Origin of the sequence: Cryobacterium frigoriphilum (assembly GCF_004403305.1) — a bacterium.
GTDB lineage: Bacteria > Actinomycetota > Actinomycetes > Actinomycetales > Microbacteriaceae > Cryobacterium > Cryobacterium frigoriphilum.
Genome location: NZ_SOHE01000013.1, coordinates 183,277 through 198,846 on the forward strand (window position 1 = coordinate 183,277; position 15,570 = coordinate 198,846).

At 68.9% G+C, this 15,570-nt stretch carries 14 protein-coding genes; 12 read left to right on the forward strand and 2 right to left on the reverse strand.

From position 1 onward, the window contains the following. Nucleotides 1-64 precede the first annotated feature (64 nt). Nucleotides 65-1,549 carry an MFS transporter gene (locus tag E3T55_RS02240; protein WP_174775416.1) on the forward strand — a complete coding sequence of 495 codons (1,485 nt, stop codon included), beginning with the start codon at nt 65-67 and terminating at the stop codon, nt 1,547-1,549. A 166-nt stretch (nt 1,550-1,715) separates the two neighbouring features. Here E3T55_RS02240 and E3T55_RS02245 read toward each other — a convergent pair whose 3' ends face one another. Both E3T55_RS02245 and ftsY read right to left on the reverse strand, forming a co-directional pair. Further along, the gene (locus E3T55_RS02245) at nt 1,716-2,219 is read right to left on the reverse strand and encodes a DUF2004 domain-containing protein (RefSeq protein ID WP_166791644.1); all 504 of its coding nucleotides are present in this window, start codon (nt 2,217-2,219) and stop codon (nt 1,716-1,718) included. A gap of 67 nt (nt 2,220-2,286) precedes the next feature. After that, a complete protein-coding gene (gene ftsY / locus E3T55_RS02250; protein ID WP_134517934.1) occupies nt 2,287-3,162 on the reverse strand; it encodes a signal recognition particle-docking protein FtsY in 876 nt (291 codons plus the stop codon). A 63-nt stretch (nt 3,163-3,225) separates the two neighbouring features. On the opposite strand from ftsY, the gene E3T55_RS02255 reads away from it, so the two are divergent. The 11 genes from E3T55_RS02255 to fdxA all read left to right on the forward strand — a co-directional run bounded on the left by E3T55_RS02255 (nt 3,226) and on the right by fdxA (nt 15,261). After that, entirely contained in the window at nt 3,226-4,605 is a 1,380-nt protein-coding gene (locus E3T55_RS02255; protein WP_166791645.1) for an FAD-binding oxidoreductase, read from the forward strand. 63 nt (nt 4,606-4,668) lie between these two features. After that, nucleotides 4,669-5,517 carry a sirohydrochlorin chelatase gene (locus E3T55_RS02260; protein ID WP_134517936.1) on the forward strand — a complete coding sequence of 283 codons (849 nt, stop codon included), beginning with the start codon at nt 4,669-4,671 and terminating at the stop codon, nt 5,515-5,517. Between the two features lie 133 nt (nt 5,518-5,650). Further along, nucleotides 5,651-7,369 carry a nitrite/sulfite reductase gene (locus E3T55_RS02265; protein ID WP_277613480.1) on the forward strand — a complete coding sequence of 573 codons (1,719 nt, stop codon included), beginning with the start codon at nt 5,651-5,653 and terminating at the stop codon, nt 7,367-7,369. Continuing rightward, a complete protein-coding gene (locus tag E3T55_RS02270; protein ID WP_134517938.1) occupies nt 7,366-8,136 on the forward strand; it encodes a phosphoadenylyl-sulfate reductase in 771 nt (256 codons plus the stop codon). The genes E3T55_RS02265 and E3T55_RS02270 overlap by 4 nt, the downstream gene beginning before the upstream one ends. Further along, a complete protein-coding gene (gene cysD, locus E3T55_RS02275) occupies nt 8,118-9,104 on the forward strand; it encodes a sulfate adenylyltransferase subunit CysD (protein WP_134517939.1) in 987 nt (328 codons plus the stop codon). Before E3T55_RS02270 ends, cysD begins: the two co-directional genes overlap by 19 nt. Beyond that, a complete protein-coding gene (locus E3T55_RS02280; protein WP_134517940.1) occupies nt 9,104-10,165 on the forward strand; it encodes an ABC transporter substrate-binding protein in 1,062 nt (353 codons plus the stop codon). The genes cysD and E3T55_RS02280 overlap by 1 nt, the downstream gene beginning before the upstream one ends. Before the next feature lie 4 nt (nt 10,166-10,169). Further along, nucleotides 10,170-11,624, forward strand: a complete 1,455-nt coding sequence (locus E3T55_RS02285; RefSeq protein WP_134517941.1) for a sulfate adenylyltransferase subunit 1 — start codon at nt 10,170-10,172, stop codon at nt 11,622-11,624. A gap of 86 nt (nt 11,625-11,710) precedes the next feature. Further along, nucleotides 11,711-12,436, forward strand: coding sequence for an ABC transporter ATP-binding protein (locus tag E3T55_RS02290; RefSeq protein WP_241992806.1), 726 nt, complete (start codon nt 11,711-11,713; stop codon nt 12,434-12,436). Then, a complete protein-coding gene (locus E3T55_RS02295; protein ID WP_134517942.1) occupies nt 12,426-13,421 on the forward strand; it encodes an ABC transporter permease in 996 nt (331 codons plus the stop codon). The genes E3T55_RS02290 and E3T55_RS02295 overlap by 11 nt, the downstream gene beginning before the upstream one ends. Before the next feature lie 98 nt (nt 13,422-13,519). Beyond that, nucleotides 13,520-14,935, forward strand: a complete 1,416-nt coding sequence (locus E3T55_RS02300; protein WP_134517943.1) for an FAD-dependent oxidoreductase — start codon at nt 13,520-13,522, stop codon at nt 14,933-14,935. After that, nucleotides 14,932-15,261, forward strand: a complete 330-nt coding sequence (gene fdxA / locus E3T55_RS02305) for a ferredoxin (protein WP_134517944.1) — start codon at nt 14,932-14,934, stop codon at nt 15,259-15,261. The genes E3T55_RS02300 and fdxA overlap by 4 nt, the downstream gene beginning before the upstream one ends. Nucleotides 15,262-15,570 lie beyond the last annotated feature (309 nt).

Here is a 15,570-nt window from a genome sequence, read left to right on the forward strand (position 1 = left end):
ACTATACCCAGAAATTTACACAAAACGAACTAGTTCGTTCGGTTCTGCCGGTAGAGTACTCCTCATGCCTAACCCCAGCACACGCACGACTCCGCCCACGGCGGCGGCCGCAGCATCCGTCATACCTTCCAGTTCTGAACCAGCCAACTCGAAGCGCTGGTGGCTGCTCGCCATCGTGGCGCTCGCCCAGCTCACCGTGGTGCTCGACGGCACCATCGTGAACATCGCCCTTCCCCAGGCTCAGATCTCCCTCGGCATGAGCGACGGCGACCGCACCTGGGTCGTCACCATCTACTCCCTGGTCTTCGGGGCGCTGCTGCTGCTCGGCGGGCGGATCGCCGACTTCTGGGGCCGCAAACGCTCCTTCATTGTCGGCATGGCCGGTTTTGCCATCGCCTCCGCCCTCGGCGGGGCCGCGCAGAGCACCTGGGAACTCCTCGCTGCCCGCGGCCTGCAGGGCCTGTTCGCCGCCCTGCTGGCTCCCGCCTCACTCGCCCTGCTCACCGTGAACTTTCCCGGCGGCAAGGACCGGATCAAGGCCTTCGCCGTCTACGGCGCGATCGCCGGCGGTGGAGCGGCCGTCGGACTGATCCTCGGCGGCGTGCTGACCGAATACGCCAGCTGGCGCTGGTGCCTCTATGTGAACGTGCCGATCGCCATCATCGCGATTGCCGCCGCCATTCCCGTGATCCGCGAGAGCAAGGCACACGGCAACACCAAGTACGACGTGCCCGGCGCCATTCTCGTGGCCCTCGGCCTCGCCTCCCTCGTCTTCGGCTTCGCCCAGGCCGAAAACGGCTGGGCCAGCTGGCCCGTGCTGGTCTTCCTGCCCCTCGGACTCGTGCTGCTGGGGCTGTTCGTGCTGCTCGAGAGCCGTTCGAACCATCCGCTGCTGCCGCTGCGCATTATGGCCGACCGAGCGCGCGGCGGAGCGTTCCTGACCGCGCTGCTGTCGGGCGCCGCGCTGCTCGGCGGACTGCTCTTTCTCACCCTCTACTTTCAGATCGTGCTGGGCTACACGCCCATTCAGTCGGGCCTCGCCTCACTGCCCATGACCGTTGCCATCACCATCGGCGCCGGGGTGCTGTCGAAGTTCCTCGCCCGCATCGGAGCACGCATCCCCATGACGGTCGGCCCGATCGTCGGCGCGGCCGGCCTGCTGTGGATGACCGGCATCACCGTCGAAGGCAATTACCTGGTCGAGGTGCTGCCCGGACTCATCCTGCTGGGCCTCGGCCTCTCGATGATCTTCGTTCCGTTGCAGAACGTGGCCCTGTCGGGAATCGCCGAACACGACGCCGGCGCGGCGAGCGCCGCGGTGACCGCCATGCAGCAGATCGGTGGATCGATCGGGACGGCACTGTTCACCGCCCTGTACACGGCGGCCGTCAGCTCGTTCCTGATCGGCAAGGTCTCCTCCCAGGCCGTGGAGTTCGGTGCCCTGGTCAGCGGATACCAGTCGGCCTTCCTCTGGGCCTCCATCGTCATCTTCGTCGCCGCACCCGTGTCCTTCGTCATGCTGCGCGGTCGCAAGGACCTGCTGGGCTAGAGCGGTTACCCGCGCAGACGACGGCTTGTGCGCCCACACGCTGCACGTGCGCCCGCAATCACGGGCGCACGTGCAGCGTGTGGGCGCATGACCGGCTGGAGGTGCCGGAGTCGGGCGCACCTGCAGTTTTCGGCCGCACGACGGTCGTGAACGCTGAGGCGGCGGCTCAGCTGTCGGTCGCGATGATGATCGTGTCGCCGTGGATGTCGATGGTCACCACGAGCAGGGCGTCGGTGTCGCCGGGGCTGATCGAGTAGTCCAGCAGCGCGAAGTGCTCCTCGTTGCCGTTGTGGTGTGGGTGAAAACCCACCCGCTGCAGGCGCAGCGACCGCAGAAAGTCGATCTGCTGGTCCCCGGAATCCCAGATCAGGGCGTTGCCGAGCGCCTCGGGCCCCAGCTCCTCGACCTGCTGGTCAATGTACTTCGCCGTGATCGAACCCTCGGCGGAGAGGTCGGCCACGAGGGATTCGCGCGCCTGCGAGTCGACCTCTTCGATCGCGTGGATCATCGCGGCAGCGATATCGAGCGCTTCGACCGACACGGAATCCTCGTCGGGTGAGCTGAGGTCGACCTCGACGCTCTCGTCGCCGAGCTCGGCGGTGTCCGACCAGTACACCTCCCCGTCGTCGTCGCTGCCGAGAATGCCGAAGAAGTCGTGTTCGATGGTCATGTGAGTCCTCATCATCTTGATGCGTCGGGGAAAGTTGGGGTCGGGCGGGCGCGGGCCTACATGCGTGTCATCCGATGAGCTTCTGCGCGAACACGTGCGGCGTGAACCCGGTGAGGTCGTTGATGCCCTCACCCTGGCCCACGAGCTTGATGGGAATACCGGTCTTCTCCTGCACTGCGAGCACGAAACCGCCCTTTGCCGAACCGTCGAGCTTGGTCAACACCAGGCCCGTCACTCCGGCATGTTCGATGAAGGCCTCCGCCTGCGCAAGCCCATTCTGGCCGGTCGTCGCGTCGAGAACCAGCAGAACCTCGGCGATCGGGGCCTGCTTCTCGACGACCCGACGAATCTTGGTGAGCTCGTCCATGAGTCCGCCCTTGGTCTGCAGCCGGCCGGCGGTGTCGATCAGCACGATCTCGATGCCCTCCCGTTTGGCCTTATCCACCGTTTGAAAGGCGACGGATGCCGGATCCTGGCCCTCCATCTGCGGCCGCACGATCTGCGCCTCGGCGCGCTCGGCCCAGGTGGCGAGCTGCTCGACGGCCCCGGCGCGGAACGTGTCGGCCGCGCCGATCACGACGGTGCGGCCGTAGGTGTGCAGAAACTTCGCGAACTTACCGATCGTGGTGGTCTTGCCGACCCCATTCACGCCAACGACGAGCACGATTGCCGGCCGCTCGCTGAGGGTCAGGGTGGGGTTGTAGGCGGCGAGGCGCTCTTCGATGCCCTCGCGCAGCATCCGCTGCAAATCGGCCGGGTCGGTGGTGTTGTACCTGGCGACCTTGGCGCGCAGTTCGGCGACGACGACCTCGGTGACGTTCGGCCCGAAATCGGCCTGGATCAGAGCGTCTTCGAGGTCGTCCCAGGTCGCGGCATCGATCGTCTTCTTCGCGAACATTCCACGCAGAGCGCCGGACAGGGACCAGGGGGTGCGTTCAGCCATACCCCTACCCTAGGGCGGCGAGGGTCGGTACCTTCGTTGCTAACGATGACGAAAGGAATACCCATGTCGAATTCAACCCGGCTTCAGCCCGCTCTGGACTATCTGGCCGCCGACCTGCACGGTTCCCTCGTGCGGCCCGGCGACCCGGATTGGGACACCGCCCGGCGTCCCTGGAACAGGTCCGTCGACCAGCATCCACTCGCCGTGGCCACGCCGCGAGACGTGCACGACGTGACCCGCATTCTCGCCGCCGCCCGGGCCGGCGGCTTCGGGGTGACCGTACAGCCCCGCGGGCACGGTGCCACGAACGACTGTTCGGACTGCATCCTCGTGCGCACGAGCGCCTTCGACGAGATCACGATCGACAACGCTCACCGGGTCGCGCGCGTCGGCAGCGGCATCTCCTGGGGCACGCTGCTGGCCCGGCTCGAGGGAACCGGTCTGATCGCCCTCGCCGGCAGCAGCCCCGACGTGAGCGTGACCGGCTATCTGCTCTCGGGCGGGCACTCGTGGTTCAGCCGCTGGCAGGGCCTCGCCGCTCACTCCATCCGCGCCGTCGAACTCGTCGACGGCCGCGGCGACGTGTGCCGCGTCACCCCCGAGAGCAATCCGGAGCTGCTGTGGGCCCTGCGCGGCGGCGGCGGGCTGTTCGGCGTGGTCACCCTGCTCGAAATCGACCTGTTCGAGGCCCCGGAACTGTTCGGCGGACGGCTCGTGTTCGACGCTGGTTCGGCCGAGGTCGTACTCACGCAGGTCGCCGCGATCATGGCGGATGCCCCCAACGAGCTGAGCATTTTCGCCGGCCTCATCAATATGCCCGACATCGAGATGGTTCCGGAACCCATGCGCGGCAACAGTTTCGCGACCGTGGACGTGGTGTTCGTCGGCAGCGCGGCACGCGGCGCCGAACTGCTCGCCCCGCTCCTCACGTCGGTGGTGCCGCTCATGGACCAGACCCGGGTGTTTCCCATCAGCCGCCTCGGTGAGGTGTCGGCCGATCCCGACGAACCGGTGCCCGCGCTCGACTGGGGCGCAACCCTCACGGAGGTCACTCCCGACACGATCGGCGCGCTCGTGGCTGGCTTTCGCGCGGCCAGCAGTGCAGGACTGACCATGCTCCAGCTGCGTCCGCTCGGCGGTGCCATCAGACCGGACGCCAGGGGCAATTCCCCCGCGGGAGTGGTCGGCAGCCTGAGCGCGGAGTACATCATCTTCGCCGCGGCGCTGTTGATGGATCCGAGCCGACAGGTCGACGACCACGTGTTCGACCCGCTGCGGGCCGCAACGGCGGGCACAACCGTTCCCCGCTCGCCCCTCTCCCTGCTCTCAAGTTCGTTCACGATAGCGGATGCCATGGCCCCCGAGGACATCGCCCACCTCGCCGAGATCAAGCGCACCGTCGACCCGCAGGGAGTGATGCGCAGCAACGTACCGCTCGCGTGACGGCACGCTGAAACCTGGCGCAACACAGCGAGGATCGCGACCGTCGTCCCACAGACTGAAGCCATGACATTCGACCGGGTGCCGGCAGCCGCTGCTCTCGTGGGCATCGCCCACGGCACGAACGCGCCCGCCGGGCAGGCTGCCGTGGCGACCCTGATGCGGGCCGTCGCGGCGGCCGCACCGTGCCTGACCGCGACGCTCGGCTTCGTCGACGTGCAGCAGCCCGACACCCCGGCGACGCTCGGCGCCCTGCCCGCGACGGCCCCGGCGATCGTCGTTCCCCTGCTATTGTCGGCCGGTTACCACGTGCACGTCGACCTGACCGACGCGGTGCGCGCCGCGACCGACCGTTCGGTCGTGCTCGGCGCGGCCCTCGGACCCGACGACCGGCTCGTGGAACTGCTGGGCGAGCGCCTCACCGAGGCCGGCCTGCGTGCGCACGACACCCTCGTGCTCGCCGCCGCGGGATCGAGCGATGCCCGGGCGGTCGCGGACTGCCGGGCGGTCGCCGAGCGGCTCGCCCAGGCCCTCGGACGCCCGGTCAGCATCGGATTTCTCTCGGCGGCCGAGCCTCGCCTCGCCGCCGCCATCACGACGGCGCGCGCCGCGAACCCCGGGCGTCGGGTCGTGCTCAGCAGTTATCTGCTGGCCCCCGGCTACTTCCAGGGCCTCGCCGAAACGGCCGGAGCCGACCTCGTCACCGCACCGCTGCTGCGCGCCGACGCGGCGGCGCCGCGGCAACTCATCGACGTAGTGCTCGACCGCTATCGGGAGGCGCAGCATCCGTCGTCGTCGCTCGCAAACACGCCCCGCCCGGCACGGCAACCGCGTCGCATGCTACGGCTCCATGCTCTGAAAAGCCACCCGCTGCGCGGCGCGCGACGCCGTATGACAGCAGATGACCGCGCATGACCGGCCCCGCCCTGCGCGCCTGTCGCGCGCGATAACTTGGGGCCACCGGTCACCCCGCACGGGGAGGATCCTCGACCGGTGAATCCAGCCCTGGTCCCCACCCGAATCCCCATCCCAACCCGAGGAGTAGATCGTGTCGTCGAATCAGACCCAGGCCGCCGCACAGTTGCCGGCCGTCCGCCCGCCGCGGCCCTCCGGCCGCCCGAACGGGCAGTGGAAGATCGACGGACCGGAACCGCTCAACGGCAACGAGGTCTGGAAACAAGAGGACAACGGTCTCGCCGTGCGCGGGCGCATCGAGGAGATCTACTCCAAGAACGGGTTTGACTCCATCGACGGCACCGACCTGCACGGCCGGTTCCGCTGGTGGGGCCTCTACACGCAGCGCAAGCCCGGAATCGACGGGGGTAAGACCGCCACACTCGAGCCGCACGAGCTCGAGGACCGCTTCTTCATGCTGCGGGTGCGCATCGACGGCGGTCAGCTCAGCACCGACCAGACCCGCGTCATCGGCGAGATCTCGCGCGACTTCGGCCGGGACACCGCCGACATCACCGACCGCCAGAACGTGCAGCTGCACTGGATCCAGATCGAGGACATGCCCGAAATCTGGCGTCGCCTCGAAGCCGTCGGGCTCGAAACCACGCAGGCCTGCGGTGACGTGCCCCGGGTCTTCCTCGGCTCCCCCGTCGCCGGCATCGCCGCCGACGAGCTCATCGACCCGACCGAGGCGATCGCCGAGATCGCTCGCAAATTTCTCGGCACCGACGAGTTCGCCAACCTGCCGCGCAAGTTCAAGACCGCGATCACCGGCCACCCGAGCCAGGACGTCGTGCACGAGATCAACGACATCGGCCTCGTCGCCGTCGACCACCCCGAACTGGGCATCGGCTACGACCTGTGGGTCGGCGGCGCCCTCAGCACCACCCCCCGCTTCGCCGAACGCCTCGGTGCCTTCGTCGCGCCCGAGCAGGTCTCAGTGGTCTGGCGCGGAGTCGCCGGCATCTTTCGCGACTACGGCTACCGTCGCCTGCGCGGCAAGGCACGCCTCAAGTTTCTGCTCGCGGAGTGGGGACCCGAGAAGTTTCGCCGCATTCTCGAAGACGAATACCTTGGCTTCACCCTGCCGGATGGCCCCGCAGCACCCCGCCCCAAGACGCAGGGCGACCACGTGGGCGTGCACAAGCAGAAGGACGGCCGCTTCTACATCGGCGTCACTCCCTTCGTCGGGCGCACCTCCGGAACCCAGCTGATCGCCCTCTGCGACCTGCTCGAAGCCCACGGCTCGACGCGCCTCCGCACCACCCCACACCAGAAGATCGTGCTGCTCGACATCGCCGAAGAGCACGTCGAACCCCTCATCACGGCCCTCGACGAGCTCGGCCTCGCCGCCCGGCCGAGCCTGTTCCGCCGATCCACGATCGCGTGCACCGGCATCGAATTCTGCAAGCTCGCGATCGTCGAGACCAAGCAGGCGGCGACGGATGCCGTGCTCGAGCTCGAAAAGCGCCTCGCCGGCATCGAGGCCCCACACCCGATCAGCCTGCACGTGAACGGCTGCCCCAACTCCTGCGCACGCATCCAGACGGCCGACATCGGCCTCAAAGGCCAGCTGCTGCCGGATGGCAACGGCGGGTCGACGCCCGGGTTCCAGGTGCACCTGGGCGGCGGCCTTGCATCCGTCGACCGCGAGGAGGCCGGCCTGGGCCGCACGGTACGTGGCCTCAAGGTCACCGCCGACGACCTCGCCGACTACGTCGAACGCATCGTGCGTCGCTTTCTCGCCGACCGTGAGAACGAAGAGACATTCGCCGTCTGGGCGCACCGCGCCCCCGAGGAGGCACTGCAATGACCTCAGCATCCCCGACCCGCATCGTGCGTACCGGCCCGGCCGTGCCCGTCACCGTACCGTTGCGCCCGGCCAAACGCACCGCCGCCGAGCTGCAGGCCCTCGCCGCCCGCGGCTCGGCCCTGCTTGGTGAGGCGAGCGCCGAACAGGTCGTGGCCTGGGTCGCCGAGAATTTCCGGCCGGATGCCGCCGCCGTCGCCTGCTCGATGGCCGACGCGGTGTTGCCCCACCTCGTGGCCGAGCAACTGCCGGGTGTTGACGTGCTCTTTCTCGACACCGGCTATCACTTCGCCGAGACCTACGAGACCCGCGATGCGGTCGCCGCTTCCCTCGACGCGACGATCGTCGACGTGCTGCCGGCCCTCACCGTGCCCGAGCAGGACGCCGAGTACGGCGCCGAGCTGTTCGGCCGCGACGCGAACGCCTGCTGCGCGATGCGCAAGGTCGAACCCCTGCAGCGGTCCCTGAAGAATTACGAACTCTGGTTCACCGGGGTGCGCCGCGACGAAGCTCCGACCCGCGCGAACACGCCCCTCGTGGTGTGGGACGACCGCAACGGCCTCGTCAAGGTCAACCCGGTGGCCGCCTGGTCGTACGACGAGATTCTCGCCTACGCCGCCGCGAACGAGGTCGTGCTGAACCCGCTGCTCGATCAGGGGTACCCCTCGATCGGCTGTGCCCCCTGCACCAAACGCGTTGCCGCCGGCGACGACCCACGATCCGGCCGCTGGGCCACCCTCGAGAAAACGGAATGCGGGCTGCACCTGTGAACACGATTGAAAGTACAGTCACGACTACTGTCACGGACACGATCCCCACGCCCGTGCCATCCGCCGCGGGCGACCACCGACTCAGCGAACTCGACGTGCTCGAGAGCGAGGCGATCCACATCATCCGCGAGGTCGTGGCCGAATTCGAACGACCCGTGCTGCTGTTCAGCGGCGGCAAGGACTCCGTCGTCGTTCTGCACCTCGCGGCGAAGGCGTTCTGGCCGGGAAAGATTCCGTTCTCGCTGCTGCACGTCGACACCGGGCACAACTTTCCCGAGGTGCTCGAGTTTCGAGACGAGACCGTCGCCCGCCACGGGGTTCGCCTCACCGTCGCCCGGGTCGAGGACTATCTTGCCGACGGCCGGCTCACCGAGCGCGCCGACGGCACCCGCAATCCGCTGCAGACCCTGCCGCTGCTCGACGCGATCGCGGCCGGCCGGCACGACGCCGTGTTCGGAGGCGCCCGCCGCGACGAGGACAAGGCCCGCGCCAAGGAGCGCATCCTCTCGCTGCGAGACGAATTCGGCCAGTGGGATCCGCGCAATCAGCGCCCCGAGCTGTGGAACCTCTACAACGGCCGCCACACCGTCGGCCAGCACGTGCGTGCGTTCCCGATCAGCAACTGGACCGAACTCAACGTGTGGCGCTACATCGAGCGCGAAAACATCGAGCTGCCCCCGCTCTACTACGCCCACGAGCGTGAGGTCTACCGCCGCGACAACATGTGGCGCGCCGTCAGCCCGGTCAGCCCCGCTCGGGAAGACGAGACCGTCGAGCTGCGCACTGTGCGCTACCGGACGGTAGGCGACATGAGCTGCACCGGCGCGGTCGACTCCGATGCGGCATCCGTCGCCGACGTCGTGCGCGAGGTGGGTGTGTCCACCATCACCGAGCGCGGCGCGACCCGCGCCGACGACCGCATCTCCGAGGCTGCCATGGAGGACCGCAAGAAGGAAGGCTATTTCTGATGCGCGGTTCGACCCTGGGGGTCGTTGCCACGGTGCTCGCCGCCAGTCTGCTGCTGAGCGGATGCTCCGGCGCGGCCACCGCGGGCACCACGGCCTCTGGCGAGCCCACCGAGCTGCGCCTGGGCTACTTCGACAACCTCACCCACGCCCCGGCCCTGGTCGGTATTGGAAACGGTTTTCTGCAGGACGCCCTCGGCGACACGACGCTCAACGCTCAGGCCTTCGGTGCCGGTCCGGCCGCAATCGAAGCCCTCAGTGCCGGCGCGATCGACGCCGCCTATGTGGGGCCCAGCCCGGCCGTGAACACCTTCGTGCAGAGCGCCGGCCAGAGCGCGGTCATCGTCGCCGGTGCGACCGTCGGCGGCGCCGCCCTCGTCGTGCGCGCAGGCATCGACTCCCCCGCCGACCTTGCCGGAACCATCATCGCGAGTCCGCAGCTCGGCAACACCCAAGACGTGGCACTGCGCTCCTGGCTCGAGGGAGAAGGTTTTGCCACCAGCACGACCGGTGGCGGCGACGTCACCGTCGCGCCGACCGACAACGCCCGTGCCCTCACGCTGTTTCAGAGCGGGCAGATCGACGGCGCCTGGCTGCCCGAACCGTGGGTATCCCGCCTCGTTCTCGAGGCGGATGCCACGGTGCTCGTCGACGAGGCCTCCCTGTGGGACAACGGCGACTTTCCCACCACCGTGCTGCTCGTCGGCGCGGACTTCAACCGTGACCACCCTGAGACGGTGCGGGCGTTGCTGGCGGGGCACACGGCATCCGTCGCCTGGCTCACGGAGCACCCCGAGGAGGCGGCCGACGTGATCAACGCGAAGCTCACCGCCGACACCGGAAAACCACTCTCTGACGCGGTCATCGATCGCGCCCTCGGTGGCCTGAGGTTCACGAATGACCCCCTGGCCGGCACCTTTCCCCTCTCTCATCGGGAAGCCGTGGCGGCCGGCACCGCCAAAGACGGCGACCTCAACGGCCTGTTTGACCTGACCCTGCTCAACGGCGTGCTCGCCGAAGCGGGAGGCGCGCCCATCTCGGCCGCCGGACTTGGAACGGAGTAAGCGCATGACCTTGGTAACCGACACCCCCGCACCCTTCCCCACCACCGAGGCGCCTCTGATTTCTGAGGTTCCGCGGGGCACTCTCTTTCGCTTCGCGACGGCCGGTTCGGTCGACGACGGCAAGTCCACCCTCGTGGGCCGCCTGCTGCACGACTCGAAGGCGATCCTTGCCGACCAGCTCGAAGCCGTCACCCGCACCTCGAGCGAGCGCGGCTTCGGCGGTGCCGCCGGCGGAATCGACTTCGCCCTGCTGACCGACGGCCTGCGCGCCGAACGCGAACAGGGCATCACGATCGACGTCGCCTACCGCTACTTCGCGACCGCGGCACGCTCGTTCATCCTCGCGGACTGCCCCGGGCACGTGCAGTACACCCGCAACATGGTCACCGGCGCGACGACGGCGGATGCCGTGATCATGCTGATCGACGCCCGCAAGGGTGTGCTCGAACAGACCCGCCGGCACCTGAGCGTGGTCGCCCTGCTGCGGGTGCCGCACGTGATCGTCGCGGTGAACAAGATCGATCTGCTGCAGTACGACGAGCTTGCCTACCGCGAGGTTGAGGCGAGCGTGCGGCAGGTTGCTGCCGAACTCGGCATCGGCGCGGACGGCCGCGGCTCCGACGGCCGTGGTTCACTGCATGTGATCCCGGTGTCGGCGCTGGTCGGCGACAACGTCGTCGACCGCTCCCCGCTCACCCCCTGGTACGACGGGCCGAGCCTGCTCGAACTGCTCGAGGCCCTCACGGTGATCGACGATCTCGACGAGAACGGCCGCGCCACCGAGGACTTCCGCCTGCCCGTGCAGCTCGTGCTGCGCCCGCAGGGCGCCGTGGTGGTCGACCCCGAACTGGCCGACTCGTTCCGCGACTACCGTGCCTACGCCGGACAGGTCGCGAGCGGCAGCATCCGCGTCGGCGACGCCGTCACCGTTCAGCCCGGCGGCGGCACGAGCGTCGTCACCGGCATCGACTTCGCCGGCGTGGAACTCGACGAGGCCTTCGCCCCGCAGTCGGTCGCGCTGCGCCTCGCCGACGAGCTCGACATCGCCCGCGGCGCGGTCATCGCCGCGGCCGGCACCCTGCCCGGCGTCACCCGCTCGCTCGACGCCGAGCTGTTCTGGCTCGACCCCCGGCCGCTGGCCGCCGGCGCCCGGGTGCTGGTGAAGTTCGGCACCACCGTCGTGCAGGCCCTCGTCGCCGAGGTGACCGGCCGCCTCGACCTGACCACCCTCGCGGTGCAGCCCGCCACGACACTCGCCGTGAACGATATCGGGCAGGCCAGCATCCGCTTGTCGCGCGACCTGCCCATCGAGCGCTACGCCGACAACCGTCGCTCGGGCGCGTTCCTCGTGATCCACCCGCAGGACGGCTCGACCCTCGCCGCCGGCATTGTGACCGTGCCGGGGCCGCTGACCGGCGCCGGCGACGGCTCGGGCGCGGGCTCCGAGGTGTCGCCGTGACCACTGACCCGGCGCGCACGTCACTGCTGACAGCGCCCCCAGCATCCGTCGCCGTTGCCCCGACCGAGCCGACCGAGCCGACCGCGATCAGTATCGCCGCGCTCGGCAAGCGCTACGGCACGGGACCGCTCGTGCTCGACGACATCAACCTCAACATCGAAGCCGGCCAGTTCGTCTGCCTGCTCGGGGCGAGCGGATGCGGCAAGTCGACCCTGCTGAACATCATCGCGGGCCTCGAGAAACCGACCGAGGGCACCGTGACCGTGGCGAGCGGCAAGGCGGCCGTCATGTTTCAGGATGCCGCCCTGTTTCCGTGGCTGACCGCCGGCCGCAATGTGGAGCTCGCCCTCAAACTGCGCGGCATGCCGCGCGCGGCCCGGCGCCCCGCCGCCCTCGAGCTGCTTGATCTCGTGAACCTGGCGGATGCCGCCGACAAGCGCCCGCACGAGCTCTCCGGCGGCATGCGTCAACGCGTCGCCCTCGCCCGGTCACTCGCACAGGACCGCAAGGTGCTGCTCATGGACGAACCGTTCGCCGCCCTCGACGCCATCACCCGTGACCTATTGCACGAAGAACTCGAACGGGTCTGGAAGCAGACCGGCCGCACGATCGTCTTCGTCACCCATAACGTGCGTGAGGCCGCCCGGCTGGGCCAGCGCATCCTGCTGATGTCGTCCCGGCCCGGCCGGGTCGTCAACGAGTGGACGATCACCGATACCGGGTCGCGCCGCATCGAATCCCCCGAGGTCGCCCGTCTGGGCGACGAAATCACCGATCAGCTGCGACAGGAGATCCGCCGCAATGCCGCCTGAAACGACGACCCGAACCCTGACGGCTCCCGCCGCCGCCGATTCCGCAGCCGCCGATTTCGCAGCCGCTGATGCCGCCGTCACCGATTCCGCAGCCGCTGATGCCGCCGCCGAGGCTCCGGGCCACGACGAGCTCCGCCGCCTGGAGGCCGGACTCGACTCGTTGCAAGCCGTGCCCGAAACGCCGCGCGGCGCCGTGCGCCGCACCCTCGATGGCGTCGTGCCGCCGATCCTGCTGCTCATCGGGCTGATAGTGGCCTGGCAGGCCTACATCGTGATCGCTCGACCGCGCCCCGACCTGATTCCCGGCCCGATCGACGTGTTCGGTGCCCTCGTGAGCGCCTGGTCGAGCGACCGCCTGCAGATCGCCGTGCTGACGAGCCTCGAACGCGGCGGCGCCGGGTTTCTCATCGCCGTCGCCATCGGCACGCCGATCGGCCTGTTGCTGGCCGAGTGCCGCCCGGTGCGGCGCGCCCTCGGGCCGCTGCTGTCGGGCCTGCAGGTGCTGCCGTCGGTGGCCTGGGTGCCGGCCGCCATCATCTGGTTCGGCCTCACCGACGCCACCGTGTACTTCGTCGTGCTGATGGGCGCGGTACCCTCGATCGCCAACGGGCTCGTCTCGGGCGTCGACCAGATTCCGCCGCAGCTGCGCCGAGTGGGCACCGTGCTCGGCGCCTCCCGACTGCAGATGGCGACCCTCGTCGTGCTGCCGGCCGCCCTTCCCGGCTACTTCTCTGGCCTGAAACAGGGCTGGGCGTTCGCGTGGCGTTCGCTGATGGCCGCCGAGATCATCGCAATGGGGGGTACCATCGGATTCGGCCTCGGCTCAATGTTGCAGCAGAGCCGCGAGCTCGCCGATCTGTCCGGAGTGCTCGCCACGATCCTCGTGATCCTCTTCGTCGGCATTCTCGTGGAGCTCGTGATCTTCGCGCCGATCGAGCGTCGTCTGTTGCGGCGCCGCGGGCTCATGGCCGCCGGCCTGCGCTGACCTTTTCGCGCCGACCGGGCGCATCCGTTTCATTCGTTGTTGTGTATTCGTTGTTGTTTATTCGTTGTTGTTTATTCGTTGTTGTCGAAAGGCCTTCCGTGACCGCCGCACTCCCCACCACTTCGTCCCTGCGCGTCGCCATCATCGGCGCCGGGCCGGCCGGCATCTACGCCGGCAATATCCTCACCCGCCTGGTGCGGGAGGCCGGCCACGAGGTCGCCATCGACGTGTTCGACGCGCTGCCGACCCCGTACGGACTCATTCGCTACGGAGTCGCCCCAGACCACCCCCGTATCAAGGGCATCGTCAACTCGCTGCACGAGATGCTCGCCGGCGGTAACCTGCGGTTCCTCGGCAACGTGCGCTACGGCGCCGACCTGGACCTCGCCGATCTCAGGGCCAACTATCACGCCGTGATCTTCGCCACCGGCGCGCTGAGCGATGCGCCGCTCGCGATTCCCGGCATCGACCTGCCCGGATCATTCGGCGCGGCCGACTTCGTCTCGTGGTACGACGGGCACCCCGACGTACCCCGCAGCTGGCCGCTCGACGCGACCGACATCGCCGTGATCGGCAACGGAAACGTGGCCCTCGACGTGGCGCGAGTGCTCGCCAAGCACCCCGACGACCTGCTCTCGACCGACATCCCGGCCAACGTTTACGCCGGACTCGCCGGATCCCCGGTCACCGACGTGCACATCTTCGGCCGTCGCGGACCGTCACAGGTGAAGTTCACGCCGATCGAGCTGCGGGAGCTGGCCGATATTCCCGACGTCGACCTCGTCGTGTACGCCGACGACTTCGTGCCCGATGAGCACGTGGCACAGCTTGTCGCCTCGAACAACCAGGTCAAGATCATGTCCCGCACCCTGAACGGATGGCTGACCCGGGTTCCGAGCGGCGCCTCGCGTCGCCTGCACCTGCACTTTCTGCACGCGCCGGTCGAGGTCTACGGCGACGGCCGAGTGGAGGGCATCCGTTTTGAGCGCACCGAGCACACCGGAGACGGCGGCGTGCGCGGCACCGGCGAGATTCTCGACTACCCGGTCCAGGCCGTGTATCGTGCGGTCGGCTACCGCGGCAGCGCCCTGCTCGACGTGCCGTTCGACGAGGCGCGCGGCGTGATTCCGAACGACGGCGGCCGGGTGGTCGACGACGCGGGCCTGCCCGTGCCGGGTCTGTACGCCACCGGCTGGATCAAGCGCGGCCCGGTCGGACTGATCGGACACACCAAGGGTGATGCCCTCGAGACCGTGACCCGGCTCGTCGCCGACCTGCCGGAGCTGCAGGCGTGGAACATCGCGCCCGATGGCGACGCGATTCTGTCCCTGCTCGACGAGCGCGGCATCCGCTACACCGACTGGGCCGGCTGGATCACCCTCGACGCCCACGAACGTGCGCTCGGGGCGGGGGCCGCGGCCGACACGGCGGGCACACCGCGGGAACGAGTCAAGGTGGTGTCCCGCGATGAACAGGTCGAGATCGCTCGCTCCGAATCGTTGCTGCCGCTATGACGTACGTGATCGCGCTGCCCTGTGTGGATGTCAAGGACCGGGCCTGCATCGATGAGTGCCCCGTTGACTGCATCTACGAGGGCGAACGCTCGCTGTACATTCACCCCGACGAGTGCGTCGACTGCGGCGCCTGCGAACCGGTCTGCCCGGTCGAGGCCATCTACTACGAAGACGACCTGCCCGAGCAGTGGGCCGACTACTACAAGGCCAACGTCGAGTTCTTCGACGACATCGGCTCGCCGGGCGGCGCGGCCAAGATCGGCGTGATCGCCAAGGACCACCCGGTCATCTCCGTGCTGCCGCCCCAGGCTGCGCCCGCCGAGTAACCGCCCCGAGCGCTGCGCGGTAAGTGCGCCGCTGCGCGGTAGTTGCGCCGCTGCGCGGTAGTTGCGCCGCTGCGCGGTAGTTGCGCCGCGGGACGCGAGCGCGGCACGGCGTTGCGCGGTAGTTGCGCCGCTGCGCGGTAGGCGTGCCCACAGCGCAGCGGCGCAGGTACCGCGAAGCTCTGAGACAACGAAGAGCACTCATCGCTCAGGCGCCACTGCGCGGTAGGAGCGCCACTGCGCGGTAGGTGCGCCACTCTCCGAGTGTCTCGACGAGGCTCGACGACCGCCGGTGTCCGCGCGGCGGGGCGG

What these genes read in the sequence shown, in the direction of transcription:
- E3T55_RS02270 (WP_134517938.1), top strand. Translation starts at nt 7,366, where the DNA reads ATGACCTCAGCATCCCCGACCCGCATCGTGCGTACCGGCCCGGCCGTG.
- E3T55_RS02285 (WP_134517941.1), top strand. Translation starts at nt 10,170, where the DNA reads ATGACCTTGGTAACCGACACCCCCGCACCCTTCCCCACCACCGAGGCG.
- E3T55_RS02295 (WP_134517942.1), top strand. Translation starts at nt 12,426, where the DNA reads ATGCCGCCTGAAACGACGACCCGAACCCTGACGGCTCCCGCCGCCGCC.
- ftsY (WP_134517934.1), bottom strand. Translation starts at nt 3,162, where the DNA reads ATGGCTGAACGCACCCCCTGGTCCCTGTCCGGCGCTCTGCGTGGAATG.
- E3T55_RS02245 (WP_166791644.1), bottom strand. Translation starts at nt 2,219, where the DNA reads ATGACCATCGAACACGACTTCTTCGGCATTCTCGGCAGCGACGACGAC.
- E3T55_RS02255 (WP_166791645.1), top strand. Translation starts at nt 3,226, where the DNA reads ATGTCGAATTCAACCCGGCTTCAGCCCGCTCTGGACTATCTGGCCGCC.
- E3T55_RS02240 (WP_174775416.1), top strand. Translation starts at nt 65, where the DNA reads ATGCCTAACCCCAGCACACGCACGACTCCGCCCACGGCGGCGGCCGCA.
- E3T55_RS02260 (WP_134517936.1), top strand. Translation starts at nt 4,669, where the DNA reads ATGACATTCGACCGGGTGCCGGCAGCCGCTGCTCTCGTGGGCATCGCC.
- fdxA (WP_134517944.1), top strand. Translation starts at nt 14,932, where the DNA reads ATGACGTACGTGATCGCGCTGCCCTGTGTGGATGTCAAGGACCGGGCC.
- cysD (WP_134517939.1), top strand. Translation starts at nt 8,118, where the DNA reads ATGCGGGCTGCACCTGTGAACACGATTGAAAGTACAGTCACGACTACT.
- E3T55_RS02280 (WP_134517940.1), top strand. Translation starts at nt 9,104, where the DNA reads ATGCGCGGTTCGACCCTGGGGGTCGTTGCCACGGTGCTCGCCGCCAGT.